At 42.9% G+C, this 11988-nt stretch carries 9 protein-coding genes and 1 pseudogene; 1 reads left to right on the forward strand and 9 read right to left on the reverse strand.

Features of this window, described 5'->3' with window-relative positions:
* Window positions 1-101 precede the first annotated feature (101 nt).
* From AAKU64_RS21065 to AAKU64_RS21105, 9 genes and pseudogenes are all read right to left on the reverse strand, one after another.
* A pseudogene (locus AAKU64_RS21065) lies at window positions 102-1839 on the reverse strand (methyl-accepting chemotaxis protein); the annotation flags it as partial.
* Between the two features lie 151 nt (window positions 1840-1990).
* Window positions 1991-2398, reverse strand: coding sequence for a response regulator (locus AAKU64_RS21070; RefSeq protein WP_323492994.1), 408 nt, complete (start codon window positions 2396-2398; stop codon window positions 1991-1993).
* Window positions 2399-2863: 465 nt separating this feature from the next.
* Window positions 2864-3724, reverse strand: coding sequence for a Brp/Blh family beta-carotene 15,15'-dioxygenase (locus AAKU64_RS21075; protein WP_323492895.1), 861 nt, complete (start codon window positions 3722-3724; stop codon window positions 2864-2866).
* A complete protein-coding gene (locus AAKU64_RS21080) occupies window positions 3721-4872 on the reverse strand; it encodes a lycopene cyclase family protein (protein ID WP_323492896.1) in 1152 nt (383 codons plus the stop codon). The genes AAKU64_RS21075 and AAKU64_RS21080 overlap by 4 nt, the downstream gene beginning before the upstream one ends.
* Window positions 4862-5806 carry a phytoene/squalene synthase family protein gene (locus AAKU64_RS21085; RefSeq protein WP_323492897.1) on the reverse strand — a complete coding sequence of 315 codons (945 nt, stop codon included), beginning with the start codon at window positions 5804-5806 and terminating at the stop codon, window positions 4862-4864. The genes AAKU64_RS21080 and AAKU64_RS21085 overlap by 11 nt, the downstream gene beginning before the upstream one ends.
* The gene (crtI, locus tag AAKU64_RS21090; RefSeq protein WP_323492898.1) at window positions 5803-7278 is read right to left on the reverse strand and encodes a phytoene desaturase family protein; all 1476 of its coding nucleotides are present in this window, start codon (window positions 7276-7278) and stop codon (window positions 5803-5805) included. Before crtI ends, AAKU64_RS21085 begins: the two co-directional genes overlap by 4 nt.
* A gap of 3 nt (window positions 7279-7281) precedes the next feature.
* Entirely contained in the window at window positions 7282-8259 is a 978-nt protein-coding gene (locus tag AAKU64_RS21095; RefSeq protein WP_323492899.1) for a polyprenyl synthetase family protein, read from the reverse strand.
* A 92-nt stretch (window positions 8260-8351) separates the two neighbouring features.
* Window positions 8352-9149, reverse strand: coding sequence for a bacteriorhodopsin-like (locus AAKU64_RS21100; protein WP_323492900.1), 798 nt, complete (start codon window positions 9147-9149; stop codon window positions 8352-8354).
* Window positions 9150-10292: 1143 nt separating this feature from the next.
* Window positions 10293-11126: a diguanylate cyclase domain-containing protein gene (locus AAKU64_RS21105; protein WP_323492901.1), complete on the reverse strand. Its 834-nt coding sequence runs from the start codon at window positions 11124-11126 to the stop codon at window positions 10293-10295.
* Between the two features lie 279 nt (window positions 11127-11405).
* On the opposite strand from AAKU64_RS21105, the gene AAKU64_RS21110 reads away from it, so the two are divergent.
* Window positions 11406-11988 (forward strand): IS5 family transposase (locus AAKU64_RS21110; protein ID WP_354362943.1); only part of this gene is annotated, 583 nt, incomplete at its 3' end.

Consider the following 11988-nt stretch of genomic DNA (forward strand, 5'->3'; position numbering starts at 1 on the left):
TATCGCTAAGATAAACATTAATTTGTTTGGCATTAGTCACCATCGTGGTCATTGTGGTACCCGCTTGCTCGACCACTTTGGTACCGCTGGCAATTGATCCACGCTATTGGAGATCAGCGTTTTGATCTCAGTCGCGGCGGCGGCGCTTCGCTGCGCCAGATTGCGTACTTCACTGGCAACAACCGCAAAACCACGTCCGGCGTCACCTGCTCTTGCGGCTTCTACCGCGGCGTTGAGCGCGAGAATATTGGTCTGGAAAGCAATGCCGTTAATGACACCGATGATGTCATTAATTTTAGAGGAGGAGGAGTGAATTTCCTGCATAGTCTTAACTACCGTTACTATCACTTTGCCACCATCCTCAGCAACCTTAGCATTATCCGCGGCAAACTTGGCGGCTAAACTCGCCAGTTCAGCCGTATTGTCCACGGTGGAGCCGATCTCTTCCATAGCGGCAGACTGTTCTTCTAAAGACGCCGCGGCAGATTCTGTTCTGGCTGACAGGTCGAAACTTGCAGAGGCAATCTCTGCACTGGTCGCATGTAAAGATCGCGCAGAATGGCGCACCGTACGAATTAGTGCGTGCAAAGAATCATAAGCATGACGCAGATCAATAATAACTTGGGCTGGCTCATCTCTACCCCAAGGTTTGGCAGGTGCACGGCGTAAATCGCCATCAGCCATTTCTTTTAAATGCTTGCTGATCAGTATTAGCCCACCACGGGTTACCAGATAAAAAGTATAGAAAAAATAAAAGGCAAGTAAGACGCCAATCACTAACGCCGCAAAAACAAAATATAAATGCATCTTCATATCACCGACACGTACTGCAAGCAACTCATCTAGCTGATCCATCAATCGTTCTGTCAGTGCATATTGAGTACTAATAGTTTTATTTGCTGCAGCCAAATAGTCCGCCTGTGCTGCAGGCGAAAAATCTTGCGCATCAATGACCGTTTTACGTGCCTGTGCATAAAAAGCACTTGTGGCATCCCGTGCCTCTTTGGCCTTGACTCTATCGGTAATTGATTTGTCTGCGCCATTGGCTTTAGTCAAACCGTCATTCATGTTTGAGAATTGATATTCCGCAACAGGGATCAACTCACTCATACTTTTTTGTTGTTCTGCGGTAATCCCACCAGATTTTAAGATCGTAACACCACGACCACGTAATTGAGCGGTTTTTTCAACGATGTCTGACACCCGAACAAAAACGGCATCCATTACGTAAAAGCTTGCAATATTAGGATCCAAGATAAGATTAGAAGAATCGGTCACTATCCCCATCAGATCAAGCAAAGCTTGGACATGATCCGTATGCGCTTTAAAAACCACTTCTACCGCACCGTTACTTGCAATGGCTTTGGCGTAGGCCTCTTGTACTGCGGCATACGCTTTTGCGGTACCGAGATCGCTACCAAGGCGTTTATCCACTGCAGCTAATTTTGCCTGGGCAGCTTGGAGTTTTTCTTTTACCTCAGCTATAGTCGCGGGCGTTGTACCACTTGCTGCAGCGTTTGAGGCATCACGACGCAGTTGTTGAGCAAAATTCAGAACAGGAAAAATCTCTCGGTTATATTCCACGCCAAGTCGCTCTTTGGATGAAAAAGCGATACTCTCAAAATTTGCCGAGTAGTAAGACCAAGCCATAATCCCCATTGGCAGCAAAAACATCACACAAATTAATAACGCTTTGGCCTTGAACTGCAAATTGCGCATCAGCACTACACCAAGCGTCCAAAAACCATGTGCTTCAAAGGCGCTGGCAGATACGGGCTCACTCTCTGGAGCAGCTAGAAATTTTTGCATTTCTGGACTAACTCTTACAATTTTCGTCATTATCGTGACCTTTTGCGAGAATATTACTGATTTAGTAAACCACTCAACTAGAAAATAATTATTTCTTCGTTGTTTCCACCAAGCAAAAGAATACTTTGCATCCGCGTTGAGCACAATAATCAAAGGTAAAACAGTGTGTCGCGTGTTTCATTTAGCTTTGCAGCATGACTCTGTCGATTTCAGTTTGTAGTTTGGTGATATCTATAGGCTTTGTCACATACCCGTCTGCGCCAGCCTGCTTTAACCTAATTTGATCAGTGGGTTCTGCGTGACCAGTTACCATAATAATAGGCAGATGCGACCCCATGTGTTGTTCTTTTGTACGAATAGTGGCAAGTGCTTCTAGCCCATCCATTACTGGCATCATGATATCCAGAAGGACTAGATCAAAGCGACGTTGAGCAAGGCACTCTAAGGCTTTTTTTCCGTCATCAACGACGACGCCTGAGTGTCCCAAACTGTCAAGCAGGATAATAGCCACGCGCTGCATGAAGTAGTCATCATCAACCACGAGCACATTGAGTGAAGTACCAGGGCGATAGGCACCAGATCGTATCATTACAGACCCTTATAAATTTCGGTTCATTAGTACGATGCAATATATAGAGCTGGTAATTCCTTACAAACATTTTAGCTAAGATAGTGTCAGAGTAGTTATGGACAGATGAAAGAATCCAGCTTTTACGATAAAGAATGTGTGTTGCACAAATTGGATATGCCTTAGTATCGATTACGTCAGAAGCTTCAAGACATCAAGACGTCATAAGAAAACTATAATGATAAGCGGCTTAAAAGTAACGAATTTACACCTACAGTCTAAACTTTAATTTAGATTCAATTGGTAACAATTTTTGCCAATCTCTAGAGAGTTCAAAGTTTAGTCAACTTCATGGATTGTTACTCAGGCTAATTGCCGATCACTTTAGGCTACCAGTTTAGAGCCGTCTGTTGTTAAAGAAAACTAAACTTAGATTCATATAGTGATACGGTTTTAATTAATACTTTTGCTGTTACTAAATTAATACTACTGAATAAATTTTATTCGATCAATGAGTAACATGTGGGGAAGAGTTAGTGCGCCGAGTGTCACAAATAAAAATTGCGTAATCCGCGGGTAGTTTGGTGACGGTGGTAAATAAAACCAACCTGTGGCAGCCAACAGAATGGTTCCTATCATTGGAGCCAAAGAAATTATCAATAATTGTTTGAAGCTAAGTTTAGAGTAGTGTTGGGTCCTCAGGATATGTCTATAGCTATGCATTCCACAGAAAAAAATAGCAAATCCAATTAAGGGCTCTGCCAAGACTGCTAAATAGCAAACTGAAAAAAGTTCTAAGCTAGCGCTCTTATTTTCAATCCACTCAATGCAGAAGCAAGCAACGCTTGAAATTAGCCAAGGCAAGGCAATTAATTTTAAAAATGAAGTTATCTGTTGCCCCATTTCTTCATTAAGAATTAAAGCGAATAAGCTGGTCATCTGATCGGAATGTAAAATTGTAGGTAATACGATGATGGCACCGCCGTAAAGAAATCTAGTTATTTTTAGCCTCGTTAATATTAAGTCCCTTGAGAAATGCAGCATTGAGAGTAATAAGAAACTTACCATAAAACTCATTGAAAAATGCCACCACACAATAACCACACTTAAGCTCAGTGCTAAGTAGGTAATGGTGAACTTTAGCCAAGATTGCCACCCGTTAATCAAAAATAGTTGTTTCGCAAAAACAAGGTCTAGGGCCCCATGTGGAACGCCTAAAAACAGCACAAGTGACGTTATAAACAGCAACTTGTAAAGTGGATCTAATGAATCGATCAGCATTGAAATTAAAGTTGCTAATATAGTTAAACAAAAAAATACTAAGCGCTGTATTTGTATGCTGTTCACGTTCTGTGACGTTTAAGTAGATGTTTAATAAATGGGGCTGGCGGTAATGCGTTTATCACGGATAAATAGTCAAATAGGTTTCCCTGATCGGATAAAAACCGGACGAGTTGTTGGCTCTTCACTTTCGAAAACAAACTAATGAATAAATCGGGCGCTAATTTCGGATTATCCCGAATGACTTTAAGAAAAATCGCATCCATTGTTTTGAGTAATACTTTATCTTTGCAATGTCCAATTGGGTGCTGGTTTTGACATAGTGAAATCGCACATTCTTTAGCCCAGATCTGTATTCTTTGGAATGCATAACCTGTGGCTGGTCTCGCTGCGCCAGCCGTTAAGCCTGCAAAAACATAGGTCTTTTCCATTTTTAATTGTTTTGGGTAATTAGGAATTCCCATAGGAATTAACCCAATTTCTGTTCTATTAACCTTGTATGAGCCGCCCTGGGTATATTGCAAAATCGAATCGCCGAGATGACCTTGTAACTGAAGTGCACAGTACGGTCGCTCAGCGAAAACGGTGAACTCGATCAAGGCTCTGCTAGGAGTCAAAGGTAACAGATAAGTAAATCCAACATAATCGTTATTGGCGTCACAGAAGTTCATTAGGTGCGCAATGCATGGATCGAATATCGGATCAATTGACTCGATCTCGCATCCTAAAAACGATTGCCAGAGAGTGGCACCGCTCTGCGGGTCGACGGGAAATGGTCTAGTATCAACTATTGTTTTAGCATTGAACTCTCCATTGGAAGTATGGACATACCATTTACCATTTATTAATTTAGGGTTCCCGATTACGGTAGTATCAGTCTTTATTTCGAGCGCTGTGTTGCTACTGATGGCGGCTAGAACATGATCATAAAAATCTCGGGCGCTTATGACTCTGTAAGGGGCAAATGAACAATCAACGACCACGCTCTGAGCGCTGGTTTTAACTAAAAACTGATTCCAATGGTGATTGGCAATATTGTTCCAAGTTTTGTTTTCACTGCTCCAAAAACACCATGTGCGATCATTTTGATATGATTTACGTGGGTCTATCAACACGGTTTTTGGCGAATTTTCCCCCATCGCTGACAATTGCATACCTAGACTTAGGCCCGCACATCCTGCTCCTATAATGATCAGATCAACATCAGTTTTCATGTATTTGAGCCGATCGTGGTTCTGAGACATAGTATCCTTGTATTGCTTTATGCAGACTTGAATCGTGTGCGGCAGGGTGACGCCAAAATCGGAGACTCGTGACCGCCGACAAAACGGCGGTTAATGTCACCAATAGTTTGCGAGGTGTCCGGACGATGATACGACGATGCCAATATTCATAATCCTGCTTTTCGAGCTCTTTTCCGATTTCTCGATATACTCGCGCGGCCACTAAGATTGACAATCGCGCCCGAAAAGGCAAGTACGATAGTCCACATTCGCCACTTTCGTAGTACTTATCCGCACTCGCGAGAAGACTAGCAACGGCCTTTTTAATTAGTTTAACTTTGGATCCGGTGGGCGTGATGAGATCTTGGATATCCATATCATTGATAAAATGGATTGGTAGATAACGTCGGTTGATCAACGCATCGTCCTTTATATCGCGGCAAATATTAGTTAATTGCATTGCTATCCCCAGATCAATCGCGTACGGAATAGCGTTATTGTCATGTGAATTCAACACTTTGCACATCATTAGACCAACAGTTCCTGCAACTTGATAACAGTAGCGTAGCAATTCATCTTGATCCATTATCCTGACCAGCTCAATGTCAGAGCCAACTCCTTGAACTAAATCGAGCACTGCGGAGCAATCAATGCCGCACTCTTTAATCAAATTTAAGCCGTCAACAAGTACTGCGTTGGTACCTAGACCGGATACAACGGCTTGCCGTACTTCTACCAAGTTTTTTCGTGATAGATCAACCGATTCCGCTTCATCTACGACATCGTCTATGTAGCGACAAAACTGGTAAAGGCGAGTGGCGCGCTGAGAGTCTTTTTCACCCAACAGCCGGCGAGCCCAATGAAAACTCTTCCCTTTTGAAGCAAGAGTATCTTCAGCGGTCGCATGAATAACTTCGTTGCTCATACCGTATTTGCAAACGGAATAAGTGAGTCAACGACTTTAGCTGAAGAGATCACACCGGGTATTCCCGCCCCCGGATGAGTTCCGGCCCCAACCAAATATAGATTTTTAATTCCTTCCGCCCTGTTATGAAACCGAAACCATGCTGATTGACTAAATAAAGGGGCAATTGAAAACCCTGCGCCATGCTCGCTTAAATAATTATTCTTAAAATTTGTTGGAGTCTCATAAAAATCTTCAGTGATCGTCTTTGTTAAGTTCGGAAGAATAGTATTATCTAGCGCCGAGATGATCCTATCTCTTAACTTAGGACCTTCTACAGACCACTCTTGGCCACCTAATAAGTTAGGAACCGGACAAAGGACATAAAAGCTGTCACAACCAGGAGGTGCAAAACTTGGGTCAGTTGCTGTGGGTCGATGTAAATACAATGAAAAGTCATCAGACAAAATTTTATTGTCAAAAATATCAGTCAAAAGCTCTTGGTATCTCTTTCCTAACCAAATAGTATGGTGTGCAATATCCGGATAAACGGTGGTCGTACCAAAGTACAAAACGAATAAGCCCATGGAAAAAGTAGGTTTTTTTGTTTTGAGGCGCGTCCAAAAAGACTGGTGTTTCGGTGCAATTATGTTGCGATATAAGTAAGCTGGGTCAGCATCTGAGATAATAATATCTGCCATCATAGTCTCGCCACTTTCTAAAACTACTCCTTTTGCTACGTTGGAATCGAGTACTAAAGACTTCACTGAACTGGCCATTAAGATATTGACGCCATGTCGTCGCATGAGGTTTTCCAAAGCAATCACTATTGCTCTAGTTCCTCCTATCGCGAAATGCACTCCATAAGCCCTTTCCAAATAATGAATCAGGCCATAAATGCTTGTCGTGCTGAAAGGATTGCCGCCGACTAGTAAAGGTTGAATAGAAAAAGCCTGACGGAGATTTTCATTCTTTAGATATTTGCAAACTAGTTGCCAGACCGTTTTGTAACTTTTTAACTGTACAAGTCTCGGTATTTGTCCCATCATGAACCAAAAGCTGTGAAAAGACTTGGTAGATAGCTCAGTAAAGCCCACGTCAAAAATGCGATTAGAGTGCGCTAGCAGCTTGAGATATCGATCACAATCGTTGGGCTCGATCCGGTGAATTTCCGCTAATGTATCTTCTAAAGTTCCGCCATAGTTAAAATGTTCGCCGTTAGAAAAATGAAAGCGATACCACGGATTTAACGGAACAAGCGTTATGTGGTCGGATAGCTTTTCGCCAAATAAATCAAATAACTCGTCGAATAAAAATGGAGCAGTTATAACGGTGGGGCCCGCATCATGTCGAAATCCGTTTCTCTCAAATGATTGCGCTCTACCGCCAAGTTTTTCGCAGCGATCGATCAACGTTACCTCGTAGCCTTTCGCGCAAAGGCGAAGCGCACTTGCAATTCCACCAAATCCAGCACCGATTACGATTGCGCGCATAGATTAGTTCTTTATGAGAAGGTCATCAAGCAGCCGCTCAATGTTTTGAGCACATTCGGCGAGTAGCTTACCTGATTGTTGAGGCAGCACGGCTAGTGAGGTCTGCGCAAGCCGTAGGTGCTTAACGGCAAGAGTTTGGGACGCCGCGATTGAATCGACGCAGGTCTTTGATACAGAATTTAAATAATTAAACATCCCAACGATGTTGAAGCGGTCTTCTTCGAGCGACTGATTTAGTTGAGCACAGTCTGCAGAAAAGTCACGCAAATCATCGTAAATTTGAAAGCCAACTGCGAAGTCTTTACATGCCTGCTGCGCTGTTGCTAGCATCTCCTCGTGTCCACCTATCAGTAGAGTCAGCTCCAAAGGCAAACTCAACAATGCTCCAGATTTAGCCATGGCCACTTGAATGTAAGTTTCCAACATGAACTGGTTAGCACTAATGGATAATTCAGCCGATTGTCCGATAATTGCTTCTGATACGCGCCCATGCATTAATTGCAAAATCCTAGGCAAGAGAGAGGGTTTGCTAATATTACAAAGAACTCCGTAGGCAGCTGATAAATAGAAATCTCCACTGCAAATTGCTAAATCAATGCTAAATTTGTTCCAAACAGATTCTTGTCCGCGACGATATTTATCACCGTCTTGGACATCATCATGTATCAATGAGGCGTTATGTAATAGTTCGACTGAAGCGGCGATGTATATGCAGTCTTGGTCACTCAAACCAATTTCTTGACCTGCACTCAGTGCCATGCGCGCTCGCAAGCGCTGCCCTCCAGATTGAAGGTGATAAATGGCTGCATTTCGAATATCTGAAGAATCAGCTGTAGAAATAACCAAGCGATCAAGAAGTTGGACGTTGGGAACGCTTTGCAGAAGACCTAATATGCATGTTTCCACTTGCTGAAGCAAGGCATCGGGCTTACTAACCAAATAGCTCGCTATAAGCTCTTGCTCAATGATGTTTGCTTGCATATTTACCCTAAAGATATAAATAAGCGCGGTAAAGTACTCGGAAAGAGATTCTCCAGACTGTCTGGAGAATCTTCGAAGCAGCTTTAGTGAAATTAGTGTTTTACATTTTCGGACTCAGATACCGCAACCCTCCAAATAATCAAGCCAAATGCAATTTTGTTTAGTACATCAGCTAAATTGTAGATAATATTTAATATGCCTGCGCTGTCGGCAGGTGGGCGACCGGTCAGATAACCGGCAAAGTATCCGATTGGATAAATAGCCCAACCAAACGTAACGATTAATCGCATTGTAGTAAATGCAGATTGAACTGATGGGGGCGCACTTCCAGCGTTAATTTTGCTGGCTTCACCTGCAAATATCTCATAAAGTATGAATGCCCAACCAATCATTCCGACTATAAATGCTGGCATTGCTGGAACGTATCCAGCTTCGCCAACATAACCTCCAATTAACATTACCAAGGTACCAATCATTAATCGCCAAAATACCCCGGCAGGAACCTTAGCAATCGCTGACAAAATTAAATAGAATTCGATCATCAAGAGTGGCACCGTGATTAACCAATCGATATATCGATAAACTGTAGGAGTGGAACCAGTTGTGACCCAGACATCCCGCATGTAAAAATAATGAACGGCCGCCACTAAGGTTACCAATCCAGAAACTGTGAGGGAAGTTTTCCATTTCGCTGATACTCGATCACGTTCCAGAAAGAAAAATGCTGTTGAGGCGACTAACGCCATAGAAATCAACCAGAAACTGATACCGACAAAATCATCCGGTTTCAGTACCGACGAGGCAGCCCAAGTCGACGAACTGAAAAACCCAAACAAAACAAAAGATGCCGAAAATAATGCTACTTTAGACTTTGTGAAACTTGCTTTCATGATGTCTCCTATTTTTTTACTTAATTTGCACGTTATAGTGCGAGAATCATTCTATATAAGAAGTAATCGTCTGGTTAATTGCAATGATAAGTAAGTGGGTCAATTTCTAAATTGTTTTGGTTACCGATGTATTGTTATGCTAGTACTGGCGACTATGTCAAATTTGTGTTGCCGCTAAAATAGATTAAAAATAAAAACCCGTATGCGACATGAGTTTTAACACTTGTCAAACACCGTAAGTGACTGATTAATATCAGTAAGCTTAAATTCAACATTGGTCTGTTGCAGAGTAGAGTATTTTAAGTCCGCCTATTTCACCATAAATAGTGTTTAATATATGATTACGCGTTGGAACCCGCGTATAGCTCATTGCTCAAGCGGTTTTTTTGTTTCATGATTGTTCTGACATTTATTGACCCGCTTCTCTCGTACTATTTATGGTGTTCAAAAGATTATTTCTTTAAATCGAGGAAATGTTGATTCGATTTTTGAGATTGAAGCGGTCGTCGGAGCAAATGATTTGTATGAACTCCTCGATTCTTATGTTCTGTCAGCTCTGACGATAAAACTAATATGTTTTTAAACGCCAGAAGAAGCCCCCAATAGCGACATTGTTGGGTGAGAACCCTGTATGAGACGCTATACGGATCAGCTTGGACTTGTGTATATGGGAGGTTTTCCCGGGCCAGTGGTAGTGGACATCACGATAAGAGTCAACAACAAACAGAGCGCTATCGCTAATCACGGTCTCGGCAACAGCATCCTACAAGGGGTCGTTTTGATTTCCGTGCAATATGCCACTGTAGGTGCCCCTAGCATTCATGCGGGTTATAGGGTTATAGGGTTATAGGGTTATAGGGTTATAGGGTTATAGGGTTATAGGGTTATAGGGTTATAGGGTTATAGGGTTATAGCAGATTACCCATCTAAATTCTCATAAAAATCAGGCACTTGCTGTTTGGTTAAAACACCTTCCGATTCCACCCTCTCCGTGACGCAATTCTTGCCCATCCTGTTTTTTTTGCTGAAGTAACTAGTACTACTAGGTGATTAAGTTTGGCCATTAGCCCCAGAAAAATTGATCAAAATTACGTTATATAGCTACAACACAACTCTATTTCCGTGTAATCCGGCGCTCGTTTATCATGCAAAAACATAATTTTCTTTCGCTAATTTAGCTTTATACATTGCCTCATCCGCACTTTTGATAAGCGCCTCGACTGAAGAACCATTTTTCGGGAAAATAGCAATTCCAATGCTGGCGCTAATAGATGGAATTGTTATCGATGACAATTCTGGAGGATCTATCGGCGCTTCTATTGCCGCCATAATTTTATCGGCGATTACTGCAATATGCTCTTGATCCCCTACTTCCAGCAATAAGTAGAGAAATTCATCGCCGCCATGCCTACAGAGGGTATCATCGTTGCGAATCGTTTCTTTTAGCCGCAGAGCGACTGTCTTTAATACATGATCACCAGTGGCATGCCCTAGGGTGTCATTAATAATTTTGAAGTTATCTAGGTCAACAAAAAAAACCGCTAAGCCCCAGCCATGACGATTGGCTTGTGCTAGGCCATGCTCTAAACGATCATAAAACAATAATCGATTTGGGAGTCCTGTAAGAGGATCATGAAGAGATGCGTGTTTAGACTCATCTGCTTGAGCTTGAGCAGTCTCTAGTCGTTGCTCCAATATCTGACGTTCGATGACTTCATCCCCAAGAGCTTGGTTGACAGCAGACAGCTGGGTCGCTGCATGCTGAACCTTTTCTTCAACCGATTGACTGGTCTGAAGTGCGTTTTCTACGCCTAAAGAACTGACATCATTAGCCAACCTCTGTTTCAATGCGACATTGACAGACGAAAGATCGTCGGCACATTCAATCATCACATCTTTGATTTTCTCACTTTGATCGAGAACCTGTGCCAAAGACTTGACATCGGAATTGCTAATTTTTGTCTTTGTTGTTGGCATAGTTATTCTTAACAAATGGTTGTATTTAGACTTGTGTAATAAATCAAAAATAACAATCTATCTGATCGCTGGCGCACCGACAAGTGCTGTAACGGATTATTTTCTGACCACTTCAACGAAAGAGTCGTTTTTATCGGTCTAAGAGTTGCTATTTACCACCGTATAAATCGTTGCCTATTTAATGGAAAATGTTGGGTATCAAGCAAATAGGCGTTGGTGCACTTCAAACTCGAAAAGCGGTGATGTTACGATGCGGCCTCAATTTTACTGATCGCCCCGATGCCCAACAAACACAACGACGATCGGCGTCATCATATACCTAAGATGTCGTTCAAGGTTCAGAATTGGCCGGAATATGAAGCAGGATTACGGCGGCGCGGTAGCCTGACGTTGTGGATTGAAGACGCAGCATTAGATCAGTGGCAAAGCGTAGGGCCAAATGGTCAGGCTCGCTATCGGGATAGCGCCATTGAGACGAGTCTGATGCTGCGCTCCGCCTTCAAAATGGCCCTGCGACAAACCGAAGGGTTAATGGCTTCCGTGCTGACACTGATGAACCTGACAATCACGGCACCGGATCACACCACGGTCAGCAGACGGGCGGTCGGACTGACGGTAACGAAGTCACCATCCGCACCAAAGGGGCCACTCCATGTGCTCATCGACAGCACAGGTTTGCAGGTCTTTGGGGCAGGACAATGGCTGGAAGAAAAACATGGCGCGAAGTCGCGCCGTAGCTGGCGCAAACTACATCTGGCCGTCGATGTCGATGCAGGCATGATTGTCGCGCAGATCCTCACCGATCAGCATACGGATGACCCATCTCAAGTGGGGCCACTACTGGATCAGGTCGACGAACAAA

It is taken from the genome of Undibacterium sp. GrIS 1.8, from assembly GCF_040544445.1.
GTDB lineage: Bacteria > Pseudomonadota > Gammaproteobacteria > Burkholderiales > Burkholderiaceae_D > Undibacterium.